General features: G+C 70.5%; 18 protein-coding genes and 1 pseudogene. 18 read left to right on the forward strand and 1 reads right to left on the reverse strand.

The genetic code is table 11. From position 1 onward, the window contains the following. The first annotated feature begins 1 nt into the window (after position 1). The 13 genes and pseudogenes from trmD (at position 2) to AAC944_RS26270 (ending at position 11290) form a co-directional block, all read left to right on the forward strand. A complete protein-coding gene (gene trmD, locus AAC944_RS26210; protein WP_030623589.1) occupies positions 2–817 on the forward strand; it encodes a tRNA (guanosine(37)-N1)-methyltransferase TrmD in 816 nt (271 codons plus the stop codon). Positions 818–967: 150 nt separating this feature from the next. Beyond that, the gene (rplS, locus tag AAC944_RS26215; RefSeq protein WP_030623587.1) at positions 968–1315 is read left to right on the forward strand and encodes a 50S ribosomal protein L19; all 348 of its coding nucleotides are present in this window, start codon (positions 968–970) and stop codon (positions 1313–1315) included. A 48-nt stretch (positions 1316–1363) separates the two neighbouring features. Further along, on the forward strand, positions 1364–2236 hold the full coding sequence (lepB, locus tag AAC944_RS26220) for a signal peptidase I (protein WP_030623585.1): 873 nt from the start codon (positions 1364–1366) through the stop codon (positions 2234–2236). Further along, positions 2229–3353: a signal peptidase I gene (gene lepB / locus AAC944_RS26225; protein ID WP_368396456.1), complete on the forward strand. Its 1125-nt coding sequence runs from the start codon at positions 2229–2231 to the stop codon at positions 3351–3353. Before lepB (AAC944_RS26220) ends, lepB (AAC944_RS26225) begins: the two co-directional genes overlap by 8 nt. Next, on the forward strand, positions 3286–4245 hold the full coding sequence (lepB, locus tag AAC944_RS26230; protein ID WP_438272757.1) for a signal peptidase I: 960 nt from the start codon (positions 3286–3288) through the stop codon (positions 4243–4245). The genes lepB (AAC944_RS26225) and lepB (AAC944_RS26230) overlap by 68 nt, the downstream gene beginning before the upstream one ends. Before the next feature lie 192 nt (positions 4246–4437). Further along, positions 4438–5166, forward strand: coding sequence for a signal peptidase I (gene lepB / locus AAC944_RS26235; protein ID WP_030623578.1), 729 nt, complete (start codon positions 4438–4440; stop codon positions 5164–5166). Then, a complete protein-coding gene (locus AAC944_RS26240) occupies positions 5159–5692 on the forward strand; it encodes an NUDIX hydrolase (RefSeq protein WP_051872379.1) in 534 nt (177 codons plus the stop codon). The genes lepB (AAC944_RS26235) and AAC944_RS26240 overlap by 8 nt, the downstream gene beginning before the upstream one ends. Positions 5693–5730: 38 nt before the next feature. Beyond that, positions 5731–6039: a DUF2469 domain-containing protein gene (locus AAC944_RS26245; protein WP_003965949.1), complete on the forward strand. Its 309-nt coding sequence runs from the start codon at positions 5731–5733 to the stop codon at positions 6037–6039. Positions 6040–6358: 319 nt separating this feature from the next. Beyond that, positions 6359–6709 (forward strand): annotated as a pseudogene (locus AAC944_RS26250) (YraN family protein); the annotation flags it as partial. Further along, entirely contained in the window at positions 6709–8319 is a 1611-nt protein-coding gene (locus AAC944_RS26255) for a YifB family Mg chelatase-like AAA ATPase (protein ID WP_030623573.1), read from the forward strand. The pseudogene AAC944_RS26250 and the gene AAC944_RS26255, both read left to right, overlap by 1 nt. Beyond that, a complete protein-coding gene (gene dprA, locus AAC944_RS26260) occupies positions 8316–9533 on the forward strand; it encodes a DNA-processing protein DprA (RefSeq protein WP_051872378.1) in 1218 nt (405 codons plus the stop codon). Before AAC944_RS26255 ends, dprA begins: the two co-directional genes overlap by 4 nt. 260 nt (positions 9534–9793) lie before the next feature. After that, the gene (gene whiG, locus AAC944_RS26265) at positions 9794–10630 is read left to right on the forward strand and encodes an RNA polymerase sigma factor WhiG (RefSeq protein ID WP_030623569.1); all 837 of its coding nucleotides are present in this window, start codon (positions 9794–9796) and stop codon (positions 10628–10630) included. 120 nt (positions 10631–10750) lie between these two features. Further along, complete coding sequence (locus tag AAC944_RS26270; protein WP_037773444.1) at positions 10751–11290, forward strand: TetR/AcrR family transcriptional regulator; 540 nt, start codon at positions 10751–10753, stop codon at positions 11288–11290. Positions 11291–11806: 516 nt separating this feature from the next. Here the strand turns inward: AAC944_RS26270 and AAC944_RS26275 are convergent. Then, entirely contained in the window at positions 11807–12979 is a 1173-nt protein-coding gene (locus AAC944_RS26275; protein ID WP_107054271.1) for a M23 family metallopeptidase, read from the reverse strand. Positions 12980–13636: 657 nt separating this feature from the next. On the opposite strand from AAC944_RS26275, the gene rpsB reads away from it, so the two are divergent. The 5 genes from rpsB (at position 13637) to AAC944_RS26300 (ending at position 18421) form a co-directional block, all read left to right on the forward strand. Further along, a complete protein-coding gene (rpsB, locus tag AAC944_RS26280) occupies positions 13637–14515 on the forward strand; it encodes a 30S ribosomal protein S2 (RefSeq protein WP_030624870.1) in 879 nt (292 codons plus the stop codon). Positions 14516–14616: 101 nt separating this feature from the next. Then, positions 14617–15453: a translation elongation factor Ts gene (gene tsf, locus AAC944_RS26285; RefSeq protein WP_030624867.1), complete on the forward strand. Its 837-nt coding sequence runs from the start codon at positions 14617–14619 to the stop codon at positions 15451–15453. Positions 15454–15669: 216 nt separating this feature from the next. Then, positions 15670–16434, forward strand: a complete 765-nt coding sequence (gene pyrH / locus AAC944_RS26290; RefSeq protein WP_030624865.1) for a UMP kinase — start codon at positions 15670–15672, stop codon at positions 16432–16434. Positions 16435–16733: 299 nt separating this feature from the next. Further along, the gene (gene frr / locus AAC944_RS26295; protein ID WP_030624862.1) at positions 16734–17291 is read left to right on the forward strand and encodes a ribosome recycling factor; all 558 of its coding nucleotides are present in this window, start codon (positions 16734–16736) and stop codon (positions 17289–17291) included. After that, positions 17291–18421: a phosphatidate cytidylyltransferase gene (locus AAC944_RS26300; RefSeq protein ID WP_030624860.1), complete on the forward strand. Its 1131-nt coding sequence runs from the start codon at positions 17291–17293 to the stop codon at positions 18419–18421. Before frr ends, AAC944_RS26300 begins: the two co-directional genes overlap by 1 nt. Positions 18422–18754: the final 333 nt, after the last annotated feature.

Raw genomic sequence — 18754 nt, forward strand, 5'->3', positions numbered from 1 at the left:
CATGCGCCTCGACGTCGTCACGATCTTCCCCGAGTACCTCGAACCGCTGAACGTCTCCCTGGTCGGCAAGGCGCGCGCCCGCGGGCAGCTGGACGTACGCATCCACGACCTGCGTGAGTTCACGCACGACAAGCACAACACCGTCGACGACACCCCGTACGGCGGCGGCCCCGGCATGGTCATGAAGCCCGAGCCGTGGGGCGAGGCGCTGGACTCGGTCATCGAGTCGGAGGAGGGCGAGGAGCGGCCGGTGATCGTCGTTCCGACGCCCAGCGGCCGGCCCTTCACCCAGCAGCTCGCCGTCGAGCTGTCCGAGAAGCCCTGGCTGGTCTTCACCCCGGCCCGCTACGAAGGCATCGACCGCCGCGTCATCGAGGAGTACGGCGACCGGCTGGACGTCCGCGAGGTCTCCATCGGCGACTACGTCCTGGCCGGCGGCGAGGCCCCGGTGCTGGTCATGGTCGAGGCCATCGCCCGTCTCCTCCCGGGAGTGCTCGGCAATGCCGCGTCCCACCAGGACGACTCCTTCGCCCCCGGGGCGATGGCCGACCTCCTCGAAGGCCCGGTCTATACCAAGCCTCCGGAGTGGCGCGGCCGCGGCATCCCTGAGGTGCTGCTCAGCGGTCACCACGGCAAGATCGCCCGCTGGCGGCGCGACGAGGCGTTCCGCCGTACGGACCGGAACCGCCCGGACCTGATCGAACGCGCCGACCCTGCCGCCTTCGACAAGAAGGACCGCGAGATCCTCTCCATCCTGGGGTGGGCTCCGGGACCCGACGGCCGATTTGGGCGGACGGCCGAGCCCGTGGAAGAATAGGCCGCTGCTGTGCGTCCGGCGTGCGCCCCTGCCACAGGGGGAACGACGCCCGCCCGACGGACCGGCACCCGAACATTCTCGTTCGGCTTCCGAACCATCATCACGAATTCCGCTGATGACCTGTGGCATCAGCGAAGAAAGCAGTAGGTCATGCACCTTCTCGACTCCGTCGACGCCGCGTCGCTGCGCAGCGACATCCCCGCGTTCCGCCCGGGTGACACCGTCAACGTCCACGTCCGCGTCATCGAGGGCAACCGCTCCCGTGTGCAGCAGTTCAAGGGCGTCGTCATCCGCCGCCAGGGCGCCGGCGTGCGCGAGACCTTCACGGTCCGCAAGGTCAGCTTCTCCGTCGGCGTCGAGCGCACCTTCCCGGTGCACACCCCGATCGTCGAGAAGATCGAGGTCGTGACCCGCGGTGACGTCCGTCGCGCCAAGCTGTACTACCTCCGCGAGCTGCGCGGCAAGGCCGCCAAGATCAAGGAGAAGCGCGAGAGCTGAGCAGCCGTACGGTGTCCTTACACCCGGGCCGGATAGGCTCTGGGCTCGATGGACACCGACGCACAGCCTTCCACGCTTCCGGAGCGCGACTCCTCTCCCGCCCCTGACCAAGGGGCGGAGCGGGGGTCGCGCTCCGCGCGTTTCTCCCGGCGGCGGCAGCGGGCCGGACAGTCGTCCGCTGAGACGTCCGGCGAAGGCACGGCGGAGGAGACCGCCGAGAGCCGCGAGGAAGGCGGCGAGGAGGCCGCTGCGCGCCCGCTGCTGCGCCGCGGGCCGGTTCTGCTGGTACTGGCCTGTCTGGCCTTCGTGGGGCTGCTCAGCGCCTTCGTCGTCCAGCCGTTCCTGATCCCCAGCTCGTCGATGGAGAACACCCTCCAGGTCGGCGACCGGGTCCTGGTGAACAAGCTGGCGTACCGCTTCGGCGACGAGCCGCGCCGGGGAGACGCCGTCGTGTTCGACGGCACCGGATCATTCGTCCAGGAGGCGCCGGCGGGCAACCCGGTGACGCGGCTGCTGCGCGGTGCCGGGGCCGCCGTGGGGCTGGTGCCGGCCGCGGAGACGGACTACATCAAGCGCGTGATCGGCATCGGCGGGGACCGGGTGACCTGCTGCGACGAACGGGGGCGGATCAAGGTGAACGGCAAGCCGGTGGACGAGTCCTACCTCCACCCCGGGGACAGCCCCTCGGAGGTGCCCTTCGACGTGGTCGTCCCCGAAGGCAAGCTGTGGGTCATGGGGGACCACCGCGCCAGGTCCAGCGACTCCCGCGATCACCTGGGGGGCCCGGGCGGCGGCACCGTACCGCTGGACAAGGTGATCGGCCGCGCCGACTGGATCGGCTGGCCCGTCGGCCGCTGGACGTCCCTGGAGCGCCCGCGCGCGTTCGACGGCATACCGGCTCCGGCAGGGGCGCATGGGTAACAGAGGGCGCCCGCGCCACGGACAGCACCGGGAAGGCGCTCGACAGGAGAACGACGGCAGGGACGCGTACGGCTCCGCCCCGGACGGCGCGCACGACTCCGGTATGCCCGGTACCGACATCTATGGTGCTGACGTCCGTGCGAGTGGCACCGGGACACGTACCACCCTTCCGGCGACCGGCGGCCGGGCCGAACGCAGGCGCCAGGCCAAGCGCATCAAGAGACGCAGACAGCGCTCCTATCTGAAGGAGATCCCGATCCTGATCGGGGTGGCGCTGGCGATCGCGCTGGTCCTGAAGACGTTCCTCGTACAGGCTTTCGTGATCCCCTCGGGCTCCATGGAGCAGACGATCCAGATCGGCGACCGGGTGCTCGTCGACAAGCTGACCCCGTGGTTCGGAGCCGAGCCGCAACGAGGGGACGTGGTCGTCTTCAAGGACCCGAACCGCTGGCTGGCGGGGGAGCGCACCACCGTGGCCGACGACCCGGTCGGCGTCAAGCAGATGAAGGAAGCCCTCACGTTCATCGGGCTGCTGCCGTCGGCGGACGAGCAGGACCTGATCAAGCGCGTGATCGCGGTCGGCGGCGACACCGTCAAGTGCTGCGACAGGAAAGGCCGCGTCACGGTCAACGGGACGCCGCTGAGCGAGCCGTACGTCCATCCGGGCAACCCGCCCTCGCAACTGAAGTTCGAGGTCACCGTGCCGACCGGGCGGCTCTTCGTGATGGGGGACCACCGCTCCAACTCCGCCGACTCCCGCTACCACCTCGACGAGCCGTACCGCGGCACGGTGGCGGAGAGCAGCGTCGTGGGCCGTGCCGTGGTGATCGCCTGGCCGTTCAAGCACTGGCGGCGCCTGGAAGAGCCCGATACGTACGCTTCTGTGCGCGACGCGCCGGGCGCACCGGCGACGGAGGCAGCAGCGCCGCATAGTCTGTCACCCGAAGGTTTGACCGTACTCCCGACCCCTGCGGAACTCCCGCTCGTTATGGGAGTGGTGGGCCTGCATCGGTTGACGAGCAGGCGGCGGCTTGGAGTAAGGAGTGAATGTGGGGGACTTGGCGGTCGGCGCACGGTCCGGAACCGAAGAGCCCGAAGAACCAGAGGGGCGCGGTAGGTCCCCCGAGGCGGACGCGGCACATCCGGAGCAGCAGCCGCAGGACGCGCGACAGGAGAGGGAAGAGGAGAACGGCGGCGTGACGACGGAGAAGAAGCCGCGTTCCTTCTGGAAGGAGCTGCCGCTCCTGATCCTCATCGCCCTGGCGTTGGCCCTGCTCATCAAGACTTTCCTGGTGCAGGCGTTCTCGATCCCGTCCGACTCGATGCAGAACACCCTGCAGCGCGGCGACCGGGTGCTGGTGGACAAGCTCACCCCGTGGTTCGGCGCGAAGCCGGACCGCGGCGAGGTCGTCGTGTTCCACGACCCGGGCGGCTGGCTCAACGAGGTGCCCACCCCGACGCCCAATCCGGTCCAGAAGGTCCTCAGCTGGATCGGCCTGATGCCGTCCGCCGAGGAGAAGGACCTGATCAAGCGCGTCATCGCGGTCGGCGGCGACACGGTGGAGTGCAAGGGCACGGGGCCGGTGAAGGTCAACGGCAAGGCGCTCCAGGAGGACTCGTACCTCTTCACGGGGAACACCCCGTGCGGTGACAAGCCCTTCGGTCCGATCAAGGTGCCCGAGGGCCGGATCTGGGTGATGGGCGACCACCGCCAGGACTCCCTGGACTCGCGCTACCACCAGGACCTCAAGGGCAACGGCACGGTGTCGGAGGACGAGGTCGTGGGCCGTGCGTTCACGATCGCCTGGCCGGTCAACCGGTGGTCGCTGCTCCCGGTGCCGGACACCTTCGACCAGCCCGGGCTGAGCCAGGCGATGGCCGCGGCGCCGGCGGCCCTGGGGCTGGCCGGTGCCGTGCCGATCGTGCTGTGGCGGCGCCGCCGGGTGCTCGCCAAGCTGCCCGCGAACGTGGCGGTGGGCGCGACCGGCAAGGAGTCCCGCGACAGCTGACCGCGCGCCCGCAGGTGAGGGATGTGTGTGCTTCCGGCGGACAGGCCGTCGATACGTGGCGGACGTCCGGCAACGGCGTCCGGAACGCCCGGATCGGCCCGTCGGTCGGAGGCTGACTGGGGCGAGTAACCCCGGGTAATGTGCCGTCCCGGATCTTCGACGCGGGGCACGCCCGCGGGGCGGGAGCGCGGGATGAGCGGGACCAAGGTGCGTACGAGCGGCGGCCACGCCCGGACCATGGGCAGTGTGCTGTCCGGGCTGGCGGTGGCCGTCGGCTGCGTGCTGTTCCTGGGCGGTTTCATATGGGGCGCGGCGCTCTACCGCCCGTACACCGTGCCGACCGACTCGATGGCGCCCACCATCGGGGTCGGCGCCCGCGTTCTGGCGCAGCAGGTGGACGGCTCCGAGGTACGCCGTGGCGACGTCGTGGTCTTCCGGGACTCCGTATGGGGCGACGTGCCCATGGTGAAGCGGGTCGTCGGAGTGGGTGGCGACAAGGTGGCCTGCTGTGACGCCGGCGGCAAGCTCACCGTCAACGGCAAGCCCGTCGAGGAGCCGTATCTCCAGGGCGACGGCCCGGCCTCGCCCGTCGGCTTCAAGGCCGAGGTCCCCAAGGGGCAGCTCTTCCTGCTCGGCGATCACCGCAGCGACTCCATGGACTCCCGGGTGCACCTCACGGACCGCGACAACGGTGCCGTGCCGCGCAGCGCCGTCGACGCCCGGGTGGATGCCAACGCCTGGCCCGTCGGGAGTTTCGGCATGCTGGAGCGGCCCTCGGGCTTCTCCGGTCTGCCGGGCGGCATCTCCCAGCCGGGCCCCCTGCGGCCCATCATGGCGGCCATCGTGGCCGGCGCGGTGCTGATACTGGGAGGAGCGGCCTACGGGCCGATCGTCAACCGGAGGAGGCGGGCGCGTGTCTGAGGCGGACACCGGCATACAGGAACAGTCCGGAACACCTGCGGGCACGACGCTGCGGCGCGTCTCCCGGGTGATCCTGCTCGACCCCGAGGACCGGGTTCTGCTGATGCACGGCTTCGAGCCGGACGAACCCTCGAAGACCTGGTGGTTCACTCCGGGAGGCGGGCTGGAGGGCACCGAGAGCCGGGAGGACGCGGCGCTGCGGGAACTCGCCGAGGAAACCGGGATCACCGATGCGGAGCTCGGCCCCGTGCTGTGGCGGCGGCACTGCTCGTTCCCGTTCGACGGGCGGCGCTGGGACCAGGACGAGTGGTACTACCTGGCGCGTACACAGGACACCGCGACGCGGCTGAACGGACTGACGGAGCTGGAACGGCGCAGCGTAGCGGGTCTGCGATGGTGGACGGTGGCGGAACTTTCCGCATCCCATGAGACGGTGTACCCGACCAGACTTGCCGAGCTGTTGCGCACACTGCTCGACGAAGGCCCCCCTAGTGCGCCGGTGGTCCTGGAGACCGAGAGTGCCTGACGCACAATAGGGGGACGCACGGCTGAAGGGGATCTGCCATGAGCGCCGAGGACCTCGAAAAGTACGAGACCGAGATGGAGCTGAAGCTCTACCGGGAGTACCGAGATGTCGTCGGACTGTTCAAATACGTGATCGAGACCGAGCGTCGGTTCTACCTCACCAATGACTACGAGATGCAGGTGCACTCCGTCCAGGGTGAGGTCTTTTTCGAGGTCTCGATGGCAGATGCCTGGGTCTGGGACATGTATCGCCCGGCCAGATTCGTGAAGCAGGTCCGGGTCCTCACGTTCAAGGACGTGAACATCGAGGAGCTCAACAAAAGCGACCTCGAACTGCCGGGCGGCTGAGTGACCGTTTCCGCGTGATCGGCTGCGGAGCGGCACATTTCCCTCCAACGGGTGACGGCGTTATGCACAGCCGCTGAGTTGTCCACCAAGATCCAATACTCGGCGGCTCACGCGTCACAGTCGGTGCCGGAGGTGGTGCCGGATGAACGCCACAGCAGAGAACACCGCGGTCGGAAGCGGTGCGGCAGGACCAGTACCGGACCGGCCAGGCCCTTGCCCCGACCCTCGCCCGACGGGATCGGCCGGCTCGACGAGGACGCGACGCAAGCGCCCGCGGGGCCGGGGCAGCCCCGGCGCACGCGGCCGAGGCGGAAGCCGCCGCTCGGGCCTCGGCCGATACGGAGAAGACCTCGCCGCGCGGTGGCTGACGGCCCACGGCATGCGCATCCTCGACCGCAACTGGCGCTGCCGCTTCGGAGAGATCGACATCGTCGCCGCCGACGCCGACGCATTCGTGGTGTGCGAGGTCAAGACCCGGCGCGCGGGGCCTTACGAACACCCCATGGCGGCCGTCACGCCGACCAAGGCCCGCCGCCTGTGCCTCCTCGCCGAACACTGGACCGCAGCGCACGGCGGCCCGCCTCCGGGCGGCATCCGCATCGATGTGGTCGGTGTCCTGCTCCCCGCCCGAGGCGCGCCCGCCGTGTCCCACGTACGGGGGCTGACCTGATGGGATTCGCCCGTACGTGTTCGGTCGCGCTCGTCGGCGTGGAGGGCGTAGTGGTCGAGGTCCAGGCCGACCTCGAACCAGGCGTCGCCGCCTTCACCCTCGTCGGGCTCCCCGACAAGAGCCTCATCGAATCCCGAGACCGGGTGCGCGCCGCCGTGGTCAACTCCGGATCCGAGTGGCCGCAGAAGAAACTGACCGTCGGCCTCAGCCCGGCCTCCGTCCCCAAGGGCGGCAGCGGCTTCGACCTGGCCGTCGCCTGCGCCGTCCTGGGCGCGGCCGAGCTCATCGACCCGCGGGAACTCACCGACCTCGTCATGATCGGCGAGCTGGGCCTCGACGGCCGGGTACGCCCTGTACGCGGCGTCCTGCCTGCCGTCCTCGCCGCCGCCGACGCGGGGTACCGGCAAGTGGTCGTCCCCGAGCGGACCGCCGCCGAGGCCTCGCTCGTCCCGGGCATCTCCGTCCTGGGCGTCCGCAGCCTGCGCCAGCTCATCGCGGTCCTCACCGACGGACCCGTCCCCGAGGAGGAGGACGAGGGCGACGAGCCCGGACGGCCGGACCCGCTGCTCGCCGGACTGGTCGTACCGGGCGCGGGGTCCTGCGCCGAGCCACCTCCCGACGCCCGCCCGCTGGACCTGGCCGACGTCGCAGGTCAGCACGGTGCCCGACGGGCCTTGGAGGTCGCCGCGGCCGGACGGCACCACATCTTCCTCAAAGGGCCACCGGGAGCCGGCAAGACCATGCTCGCCGAACGGCTCCCCGGACTCCTGCCGCCCCTTTCCCCCAAGGAGTCCCTGGAGGTCACCGCGGTGCACTCGGTGGCGGGCCTGCTCCCGCCCGGCCAGCCCCTGGTGAGCCGCCCGCCGTACTGCGCACCGCACCACTCCGCCACCATGGCCTCCCTCGTCGGCGGCGGCAGCGGACTGCCCCGCCCCGGCGCGGTGTCCCTCGCCCATCGCGGCGTCCTGTTCATCGACGAAGCCGCCGAATGCAACGCGAAGGTGCTCGACGCCCTGCGCCAGCCCCTGGAGTCCGGCCACGTCCTGGTCGCGCGGGCCGCCGGGATGATGCGGCTGCCGGCCTCATTCCTGCTGGTCCTGGCAGCGAACCCCTGCCCGTGCGGGCGCCACGGCACCACCACGGGCGGCTGCGAGTGCCGCCCTTCCTCGATCACCCGCTACCGCGCCCGGCTCTCGGGGCCGCTCATGGACCGCATCGACCTGCGGATCGCCGTCGAGCCGGTCGCCCGCAGCGAACTGGTCGCCGGCGCCCGTGGCGAACCCACCGCCGATGTCGCCGACCGGATCCGCGCCGCCAGAGAGCGCGCCGCCCACCGCTTCGAGGGCACGCCCTGGCGGACGAACAACGAAGTCCCCGGACACGAGCTGCGTACCCGGTGGTCCGTGGCCCCGGGCGCACTCGTCCAGGCCGAGCGAGATCTGGAGAACGGCCTGCTCACCGCCCGTGGCCTGGACCGCGTCCTGCGCGTCGCCTGGACGGCGGCGGACCTCGCGGGGCATGACCGCCCGACGGCCGAGGACGTCGACTGGGCCCTGGAGCTGCGCACCGGCGTACGCCGCGGCGTCCCTCTGGCGGTGAGCCGGTCATGACGCCCCTCGACAAGGCCCCCGAAGACCGGCCGAAAGGCCGGGCGCCGACCCCTCACGCACAGGGAGCCGCTCCCGCGCCTGAGCGCCTGGCCAGAGCGGCGCTCACCCGCATCCTCGAACCGGGCGACGAGGTCACCGGCGGATGGCTGCGGCGGATGGGACCGGTGGCCCTCTGGCGAGCACTCCTCGGTGAGGACGACCCGCCCGAGGGCGCCGGCGAGGCGAAAGTGGCCGGCCTGCGGTTACGCGCCGAGCGTGCGTCGCCCGAGGCGGACCTGGCCGCCGTCGCCGCACTCGGCGGCCGCTTCGTCTGCCCCGGTGACGAGGAGTGGCCGCGGCAGCTGGACGATCTGGGAGACGCCCGCCCCGTCGGCCTGTGGGTGCGCGGCACGGCGAACCTCCGCCTGTGGGCCCTGCGCTCCGTCGCCCTCGTCGGCGCCCGAGCCTGTACGGAGTACGGCGCACACGTCGCGGCGACCCTGGGCGCGGGGCTCGCCGAACGCGGCTGGTCGGTGGTCTCGGGCGCCGCGTACGGCGTGGACGGCGCCGCGCACCGCGGCACCCTGGCCGCAGGCGGTGCCACCGTGGCGGTCCTCGCCTCCGGCGTCGACCGCGTCTACCCCAGCGGGCACACCGAGCTGATCGGGCGCATCGCCGAACAGGGCCTGATCGTCGCCGAACTGCCGCCCGGCGACCATCCGACCCGCAGCAGATTCATCCAGCGCAACCGCGTGATCGCCGCCCTCACCCGGGGCACGGTGGTCGTCGAGGCAGCACTGCGCAGCGGATCGCTGGCCACCGCGCGCCGCGCCGCCGAGCTGGGCCGGTTCACGATGGGCGTGCCCGGTCCGGTCACCAGTGGCCTGTCGGCCGGCGTGCACCAACTGCTGCGGGGAGAGGCCGTGGTGGTCGCCGACGCGGCCGAGGTCGTCGAACTGGTCGGCAGCATCGGCGATCTCGCCCCGGACCGCCGCGGCCCGGTCCTGGCCCGCGACCTGCTGGACCCGACGGCCGCACGCCTGCTCGAAGCACTCCCGCTACGAGGGACGGCCGACACCTCGCAGATCGCCCGTGACTCGGGTACCGCCCTGGAAGTGACTCAAGCGAAGCTCTTCGAACTGCAGGCGCTCGGATTCGTTCAAAGATGCGGTTCTCGCTGGGAGTTGCCTCCCCGCGGCCATTCGACGGGAGGTTACCGGCGAGGCGGTCCTTGACCTGGGGCGAACGGGTGAAAAGGTGAGGGGGGTGATCGCAGAATGCATCTTTGCGAGTTTCGCGCGGACGACTGCGGAGTCGCCCGCCGTCATCCGGGGGTGCGGACCACCGGACGAATCTGCGCACACCCGAACGCGCTCCGATCGCACACTGTGAGATCGCAGCCACGCTACGCTCGCAAGGCATCCGCCCTCCACGGACCACCCGACCCTCACGCACCTCTTCACCAGCGTCTCGGCAGAACGGCTCAAGGCGACGAATGCCCCAGCACACTTCCGGGTCTGACCGCGCGGCGGTACCTCCCGCCGCCCGCGGCAGCGTGCGCCCGGCAGCGCCCACCTCGCTAGAGGAGCTCTGGCGCTCCTACAAGGCGACGGGTGACGAACGGCTGCGGGAGCAGCTGATCCTGCACTACTCACCGCTGGTCAAATACGTCGCGGGCCGCGTCAGCGTCGGCCTGCCGCCCAACGTCGAGCAAGCCGACTTCGTCTCCTCCGGGGTCTTCGGGCTGATCGACGCCATCGAGAAGTTCGAGCCGGAACGGTCCATCAAGTTCGAGACGTACGCCATCACCCGTATCCGCGGCGCCATGATCGACGAACTGCGGGCACTGGACTGGATCCCCCGCTCGGTGCGCCAGAAGGCACGGGCCGTCGAGCGCGCGTACGCCACGCTCGAAGCGCAGCTGCGCCGTACCCCCTCCGAGGCCGAGGTCGCCGCGGAGATGGGCATCGCCCTCGAAGAGCTGCATGCCGTCTTCAGCCAGTTGTCCCTGGCCAACGTCGTCGCCCTGGAGGAGCTGCTGCACGCCGGCGGCGAGGGAGGCGAGCGGCTGAGCCTCATGGACACCCTCGAGGACACAGCGGCCGAGAACCCGGTCGAGATCGCCGAGGACCGCGAACTGCGCCGGCTGCTCGCCCGCGCCATCAACACGCTCCCCGACCGCGAGAAGACCGTCGTCACGCTCTACTACTACGAAGGTCTCACCCTCGCCGAGATCGGCAACGTCCTCGGCGTCACGGAGAGCCGGGTCAGCCAGATCCACACGAAGTCCGTGCTCCAGCTGCGCGCCAAGCTGGCCGACGTGGGCCGCTGAGCACCGCTGACGGTGACGCCGCGCTTTACGTCGTGCCGCGGAGTGCCGCCACCCGGGGCACATCCGTACAGTGGTGGCGTGCCCAGGATTCGAGCGGCCTCAGTGGCCGAGCACCGGACCATGCAGCGCGACGCCCTGTTGGACGCTGCTCGTACCTTGCTGTCCGAAGGCGGTACGGAGGCCCTGACCTTCCCCGCCCTCGCCGAGCGAACGGGCCTCGCGCGCTCCTCCGTGTACGAGTACTTCCGCTCCCGCGCCGCCGTCGTCGAAGAGCTGTGCGCGGTCGACTTCCCGGTGTGGGCCGCGGAGGTCGAGGCCGCGATGGAGCGTGTCGAGGCGCCCGAGGAGAAGATCGAGGCGTACGTACGGCAGCAGCTCGCCCTCGTCGGTGACCGCCGGCACCGCGCGGTCGTGGCGATCTCGGCGGGAGAGCTGGACGCCGGCGCCCGCGAGAAGATCCGCGCCGCGCACGGTGGCCTCATCGCGATGATCGTCGAGGCCCTGGCCGCGCTGGGCCACGAGCAGCCGAGGCTCGCGGCGATGCTCCTGCAGGGCGTCGTCGACGCCGCGGTCCGCAGGATCGAGCTGGGAGCGGCGGAGGACCCGACGGAGATCACGGAGGCGGCGGTGGCGATGACCCTCCGCGGCGTCCGAGGCTGACCCCCTCCCTCCCCCCTCCCACCCTCCCCCCTCCCACCTCCCACCCTCCACCACCACCTCCAGGCGAGGCCAGGCCCACGTACAGCGTTGGCCGAGCCCACATGAAGCGTTGGCCGAGCCCACATACAACGTGGGCCGGGCCCGCCTCTCTCGGGTGCTGAGCCCGCCTCGTCTGCGCGGGCCGGGCTCGCCTCGTCTGCGCGTGCCGGGCCCGTGTCTCTCGCGGGCTGAGCTCGCCTCACCTGCGCGGGTCAGGCCCGCCTCTGTTCCCAGGCCGGGCCCACCTCACCTGTGCGTGCCGAGCTCGCCTCGCTTGCTCGGGCAGAGCTCGACTCCCAGCGTGGGCCGAACCCTGCAGTCGGCGTGACCCTCCCACCGGCGTGACCCTGCCACCGGCGTGCGCAAGCCCGCTTCAGTCAGGCCGAGCCGTCCTGTACCGGTGGCAGGCCTGGTCTCCCTCCGGTGCGAACACGGCCGGCCTTCGGCGCAGGCTGGACCGGGCCGAGTGCTGCGCAGCTATCGCTTGCTTTCCATGCGGCCGCGGCCGTGCTCAGCGCCGAGTGTTGTGCGCTGTGCCTGCGCATTGGACACCGGCCGGTCCCGCCTCCCCTCCCTGCCTCCCTCCCCTCCCTGCCTCCCTCCCCTCCCGGCCTCTGCGCCCGGCCTCTCCGTGTCTCGTTTGACGATGCCTCTCCGGCGTAGGCGGGCGTGAGCCCAGGCCGCTATGGCGGTGAGGGCTGTGGCCGCGGCGAGTGTGGTCTCGGTTGTGTCGGTGTTCGATGCAGAGCTCGTGGGTGTGAAGGAGAGGGGACGCGGTCGTAGGGCCGGCTCGGGGATGTCGAGGAGCGGGAGCAGGCGTGTGGGGCCTTGTGCGAGCAGGGAGGGCGGGAGAAGGGAGAGCGGGTCCAGGTAGGTGCGGCCGCGGCGCAGGCCCCAGTGGAGGCAGGGGGTGTCGCAGTGGTACGGGCCGGGCTGGAGGACGGCGACCGGCTGGCCTGCTCTGACGCGGTCGCCCTTGCGGACCGTGGGGCGGACCGGCTCGTACGTCGTGCGCAGGGGTGGTCGGCCCGTGCCGGACAGGGCGATGGACAGCACGCCCCGGCCGGCGACATTGCCCGCGAAGGAGACGCGGCCGGGGGCGGCGGCTCGTACGGTCGCTCCGGCCCGAGAGGCGAGGTCCACGCCGCGGTGGCCGGCCGCCCAGGGGGTGGGTGGGGGCACCCAGGGGCGGATGACGACTGGGCGCGCGCCTGTGGCGTGGGACACCGGCCATGCGCGCTTCGCGACAGTTCCGCTCGGGGAGTCGCGGTCGAGCTCCTGAAGACTGCTCCGCCCCTCCCGTGGGGTGGGGATACGGGCAGCGGAGGCCGCGGGGATGGCTCGGGCTGCGGTGAAGCCGGTGGCGGGTGCTGCCGCGAGGGAGGAAGGCGGAGGCGTGAAGGGCAACGGGCCGATCAGTAAGACGTAGCCGACGACGCAGCCGATGGCGCAGCCAGCGGGCCCGAAGGCGTGCCTCAGGCGGAGGCGGGACCAGCGGTGAAGGCGGGACCAGCGCTGAAGGCGGAACCGGCGGTGAAGGCGGAACCAGGGTGGGAAGCAGGACCAGGGGCTAGGGCAGGACCAGGGGCCAGGGCGGAGCCAGGGGCCGGGGCGGATCGTCGGTGACGAGGGATGTGGTGACTGGCGCATGGGGTGACGGTGGCGGATGTCGGCGGAGTCGGGGGGATCTTGGTCGGAGGCTGTGGATTGCGTTGAAGCTGTGGACAACGCCGTCACGCTCACGGACGTGACCGAGTGCCGAAGAAGACCCAGCCGTTCAAGAAGAAGACCCAGCCGTTCAAGAAGAAGGCTCAGTCGTTCATATAGAAGGCCCAGCCGTTCGTGTAGAAGGCCCAGCCGTTCATCCAGAGCCGCCGATCATCCCTCCGAACCGCCCAGTACCCCAGGCCGCCCAGCACCCCTCCGGAACTTCGCCCTGGGACTTCGCCCCGGGACTTCGCCCCGGACCTCGCCCTGGACCTCGCCCCGGCTCTCGCTCCGGCCCTCATCCCGGCCCCCGGCCCCGCCCCTCCCCGCCGCATGTCGCTAGGTGGTTCGGCGGTCCCGTACACTTCTTGTGGCGATCCGGGTGACCGGGTCGACTTCGCACGCCCCGCCACCGGCGCGTCACTCCCCGTGCTTCACGCGAAGCGCAGTGGAGGCGCAGCGCACACGGTGGCCGCGTCCCTCGGTCCTGAACAGGTGTCCCGGTACATGCCGGAGCCCCCGTGCAGGCAGGCGCGCAGGGGCGTCAGGCACAGCGGCCGCCCGGCCGCGGTGGAACCGAGAAACACAAGGAGAACGGCCATGGCCGTCGTCACGATGCGGGAGCTGCTGGAGAGCGGCGTCCACTTCGGGCACCAGACCCGCCGCTGGAACCCGAAGATGAAGCGCTTCATCTTCACCGAGCGCAACGGCATCTACATCATCGACCTGCTCCAGTCGCTGTCGTACATCGACCGCGCCTACGAGTTCGTCAAGGAGACCGTCGCCCACGGCGGCTCCGTCATGTTCGTCGGCACCAAGAAGCAGGCCCAGGAGGCCATCGCCGAGCAGGCCACCCGCGTGGGCATGCCCTACGTGAACCAGCGCTGGCTCGGCGGCATGCTGACCAACTTCTCGACCGTCTACAAGCGCCTGCAGCGCCTGAAGGAGCTCGAGCAGATCGACTTCGAGGACGTGGCCGCCTCCGGCCTCACCAAGAAGGAGCTGCTGGTTCTCTCCCGCGAGAAGGCCAAGCTGGAGAAGACCCTCGGCGGTATCCGCGAGATGCAGAAGGTGCCCAGCGCCGTCTGGATCGTGGACACCAAGAAGGAGCACATCGCGGTCGGCGAGGCCCGGAAGCTCAACATCCCGGTCGTCGCCATCCTCGACACCAACTGTGACCCCGACGAGGTCGACTACAAGATCCCGGGCAACGACGACGCGATCCGCTCCGTCACCCTGCTCACCCGCGTGATCGCCGACGCCGTCGCCGAGGGCCTCATCGCCCGCTCCGGTGGTGCCGAGGCCAAGGGCGAGAAGGCCGCCGGCGAGCCGCTCGCCGAGTGGGAGCGTGACCTGCTCGAGGGCGAGAAGAAGGCCGAGGAGCCCAAGGCCGACGAGGCCAAGGCCGAGGAGAAGCCGGCCGAGGCCGCCGAGGCCCCCGCCGCGGAGGCCGAGAAGCCGGCCGCCGAGCAGGCCTGACACCTCAGCATCGGATGACGACGGCGGGGGCCGGTGCCACAAGCGCCGCCCCCGCCGTCCACCCGTAGATCTTTCGACTTTCGAGAAGAGACTCACAGATCATGGCGAACTACACCGCCGCTGACGTCAAGAAGCTCCGTGAGCTCACCGGCGCCGGCATGATGGACTGCAAGAAGGCGCTGGACGAGTCCGACGGCAACGTCGACAAGGCCGTCGAGGCCCTGCGTATCAAGGGCCAGAAGGGCGTCGCCAAGCGCGAGGGCCGCTCCGCCGAGAACGGCGCCGTCGTCTCCCTGATCGCCGACGACAACACCTCCGGTGTCATCGTCGAGCTGAAGTGCGAGACGGACTTCGTCGCCAAGGGTGACAAGTTCCAGGCCGTCGCCCAGCAGATCGCCGAGCACGTCGCCGCCACCAAGCCGGCCGACATCCAGGCCCTGCTCGCCTCCGAGATCGAGGCCGGCAAGACCGTCCAGGCGTTCGTCGACGAGGCCAACGCGAACCTGGGCGAGAAGATCGTCCTGGACCGCTTCGCGCAGTTCACCGACGGCTACGTGACGGCGTACATGCACCGCACCATGCCCGACCTGCCGCCGCAGATCGGCGTCCTCGTCGAGTTCGACAAGGAGAACGCCGAGGTCGCCAAGGGCGTCGCGCAGCACATCGCCGCCTTCGCGCCGAAGTACCTGTCCCGCGAGGACGTCCCGGCCGACGTCGTCGAGGCCGAGCGCCGCGTCGCCGAGGAGACCACCCGCGCGGAGGGCAAGCCCGAGGCTGCCCTGCCGAAGATCGTCGAGGGTCGCCTCAACGGCTTCTTCAAGGACGCGACGCTGCTCGGCCAGCCGTACGCGCTCGACAACAAGAAGTCCGTCGAGAAGGTCCTCCAGGAGGCCGGTGTCACCCTGAAGCGCTTCGCGCGCATCAAGGTCGGCATCTGAGCAAGCCGCAAGGCAAGCCGAAAGCCTTGCCGCCGGGCCACGGCCTTCGGGCCGGGGCCTGTCGCAGGGCAGCGAATGACCCGCGGCCCCGCTAGGGTCGTACGCAGTCGGCCGCTCATCGGCCGGCCGCAGATGTGACGAGGAGGCCATTGCCGCACAGGGATCTGACCAGACCCCCGGCAATGGCCTTCTTCGTATGTGCACGAGGAGAGCGCAATGAATCACGGTGCCGACGGCGCGGACAAAGCCCACAAAAAGGGGAAGGGCCGCTTCCTTCTGAAGCTTTCGGGGGAGGCGTTCGCCGGCGGCGGCGGTCTGGGTGTCGACCCGGACGTCGTGCACGCCATCGCCCGTGAGATCTCGGCCGTGGTCCGTGAGGGGTACGAGATCGCCATCGTGATCGGCGGTGGCAACTTCTTCCGCGGTGCCGAACTGCAGCAGCGCGGCATGGACCGGGCCCGCAGCGACTACATGGGCATGCTCGGCACGGTCATGAACTGCCTGGCCCTCCAGGACTTCCTGGAGAAGGAGGGCATCGACTGCCGCGTGCAGACCGCCATCACCATGGGCCAGGTCGCCGAGCCGTACATCCCGCTGCGCGCCATCCGCCACCTGGAGAAGGACCGCGTGGTCATCTTCGGTGCGGGCATGGGCATGCCGTACTTCTCCACCGACACCACCGCCGCCCAGCGCGCCCTGGAGATCGACGCCCAGGCCATGCTCATGGGCAAGAACGGGGTCGACGGCGTCTACGACTCCGACCCCAAGAAGAACCCGGATGCGGTGAAGTTCGACGCGCTCGAGTACGGCGAGGTCATCACCCGCGACCTGAAGGTCGCCGACGCCACCGCCATCACGCTGTGCCGGGACAACAAGCTTCCGATCCTCGTCTTCGAGCTGCTCGCAGAGGGCAATATCGCGCGCGCCGTGAAGGGTGAGAAGATCGGCACGCTCGTCAGCGATCAGGGCACCAGGGCCTGACGGCCCGCATCGCCGCGATCCGTACGGGCAGCAGGTGTCCGCCCGTACGATCCGTACGAGCAGCTCATGCCGTTCGTAGGATCCGTACGGGCAGCACCGTCCGTCCGTACGAGCCGTACGGGGAGCAGCGTTCGCCCGTACGTGCCGTACGGTCGGCACTCCCGTACGCGCGGCAACTCCCGGCCGTGGGAAGACCACGGCACGGGGATGGACAACCGCCTGCCGGTCGGACACCGTGCAGGAGAAGACGCGCGCAGGGGCGAGGCTCTGCTTCTTACGATTAAGACCAGGAGCAAGTGGTGATCGAAGAGATCCTCCTCGAGGCCGAGGAGAAGATGGAGAAGGCCGTCGTGGTCGCCAAGGAGGACTTCGCCGCGATCCGCACCGGGCGTGCGCACCCGGCGATGTTCAACAAGATCGTGGCGGACTACTACGGTGCCTTGACGCCGATCAACCAACTGGCGTCGTTCTCGGTGCCCGAGCCGCGGATGGCCGTGGTGACCCCGTTCGACAAGAGCGCGCTGCGCAACATCGAGCAGGCCATCCGCGACTCCGACCTCGGCGTCAACCCGAGCAACGACGGCAACATCATCCGAGTGACGTTCCCCGAGCTGACCGAGGAGCGCCGCAAGGAGTTCATCAAGGTCGCCAAGGGCAAGGGCGAGGACGCCAAGATCTCCATCCGCAGCGTCCGCCGCAAGGCCAAGGAGACCCTCGACAAGCTCGTCAAGGACAAGGAGACCGGCGAGGACGAGGTGCGCCGCGCCGAGAAGGAGCTCGACGACACCACCGCGAAGTACGTCGCGCAGGTGGACGAGCTGCTCAAGCACAAGGAATCCGAGCTGCTCGAGGTCTGATGAACGAGTCTTCCTGGGGGGCCCGCCCCACGCCCTCGGCGGGCGGGACCCCACCCGGCGCCGGTCCGTGGCCACCTGGCGCGGTACCGGCCGCCCCGTCGGCGGGTCCCGTGCACGACCGGGCCGCGGCAGCGCAGACTCGGCCCATGCCCACCGTGCCCGACGCAGGCGGAGACCAGGACGACCACCGGGACGAACGGGGGGCCGCTCGGCTGAGTGGCCCCCTCTTCCACGATGACCAGCCCCAGGAACCCATGCCCACATCCCCGCCGGCACCGGACGACAGCCCCTCACCGGAGAAGCCGGCGAAGAAGAGCGCGGGCCGCAATCTGCGGGCCGCGATAGGGGTGGGCGTCGGTCTCGGCGCGGTCATCGTGCTCTCGCTGTTCGTCTACAAGCCGGTCTTCGTGGGCGTCATCGCGGTCGCCGTCGTCGTCGGGCTGTGGGAGCTGACCTCCCGCCTCGCGGAGCGCAAGGACATCCGCGTGCCCTTGGTGCCGCTCGCGGTCGGCGGTACGGCCATGGTCGTCGCCGGATACGTACGCGGGGCCGAGGGCGCCTGGGTGGCGATGGCGCTCACCGCGCTCGCCGTCCTGGTCTGGCGGATGACCGAGGCCCCGGACCATTACCTCCGGGACGTCACGGCGGGCGTCTTCGCGGCGTTCTACGTACCGTTCCTGGCGACGTTCGTCGCCCTGATGCTCGCGGCCGACGCGGACGGGCCGTACCGGGTCCTCACGTTCCTGCTGCTGACGGTCGTCAGCGACACCGGCGCCTATGCCGTCGGCTGGCGCTTCGGCCGGAAGAAGCTCGCTCCCCGCATCAGCCCCGGCAAGACCCGCGAGGGCCTGGTCGGCGCGGTGGCCTTCGCCATGGCGGCGGGCGCGCTGTGCATGGAGTTCCTCATCGAGGACGGCGCGTGGTGGCAGGGCCTGCTCCTGGGCCTCGCGGTCGCCGCCAGCGCGACCCTCGGCGACCTCGGCGAGTCCATGATCAAGCGGGACCTCGGCATCAAGGACATGGGCACCCTGCTGCCCGGCCACGGCGGCATCATGGACCGCCTGGACTCCCTCCTGCCGACGGCCCCGGTGGTCTGGCTGCTCCTGGTCCTCTTCGTAGGTACGGGCTGACCGGTCCGTACGCGTACGCGCCCCGCGACCGTCACTCACCGACCCCGAGGGCCCGCCGTTCACGTGAACGGCGGGCCCTCGGGGTTCGTCGTTGCGCGCAGCCGACCGTGGTACCACCGGGATGCGGGCATCGCGTCACGAGGACGCCAGCACGTCACGAGGACGACACCGCATTCCGAAGAACGGGACGGTGGCCATCCGGTGGATCCACGGCGAACTGTGCAGTATGTATGTCATATCGACCAACTCCCGGTGCGGGCGGGTCGGTTGTGACGAGCAGGGACGAGGCCGCGGTCGGGCCACGTCAGGGGGAGCCTGTGGGGGGCTCGGAAA

This window comes from Streptomyces sclerotialus, from assembly GCF_040907265.1.
Taxonomy (GTDB): Bacteria; Actinomycetota; Actinomycetes; order Streptomycetales; family Streptomycetaceae; genus Streptomyces; species Streptomyces sclerotialus.